The organism is Streptomyces europaeiscabiei (assembly GCF_001550375.1).
GTDB classification, from domain to species: domain Bacteria; phylum Actinomycetota; class Actinomycetes; order Streptomycetales; family Streptomycetaceae; genus Streptomyces; species Streptomyces europaeiscabiei.
The window spans coordinates 1-550 of record NZ_LRTR01000260.1; the positions used below are offsets into that span (position 1 = coordinate 1).

The following is a 550-nucleotide window of genomic DNA, read 5'->3' on the forward strand; positions in this document are numbered from 1 at the left end:
CTGACCCCGGCCGGCGCGGCCGACGGCTTCGAGCCGGGCGTGGACGCGCTGCTGGCCACACCCCGCACCCGGCTGCGGACCGACCTCACGGAACTGGCCCTCGCCCGCCCCCTGCCCGGCTGGGCGCGCCCGCTCGCCGACGGTGACACCCAGGCACTGCGCGGGCTCTCCGGCCTGGTCCGCAGACATCACGAGCGGTTCGTCGCCCCGTACTGGGGCCATGTCCGGGCCCGCTTCGACGAGGCCCGGTCGGTCGCGGCCAGGGCCCTGCTGCGGTCCGGCTTCGGCGGTCTGGCGGAGGGGCTGCACCCCAGCGTGCGCTGGTCGGCGCCGGTCCTGCACATCACCGGCCCGCACCTGCGGGGCGACCTCCACCTCGACGGCCGGGGCCTGCGGATCATCCCCTCCTTCTTCTGCTGGCCCGGCCCGATCGTGCTGCGGGACGGCTCCCTGCCCCCGGTGCTCGTCCACCCGGTGACCCACGACCCCCGCTGGCTGGCACCCCCGCCGCCCACCACCCCCGGCACCCACCGGGCCCTCGCGGCGCTGC

The 550-nt window shown here is 78.0% G+C and carries 1 pseudogene; it reads left to right on the forward strand.

The annotated features are described in order from the left end of the window. Positions 1–550 (forward strand): annotated as a pseudogene (locus AWZ10_RS12555) (ArsR/SmtB family transcription factor); the annotation flags it as partial.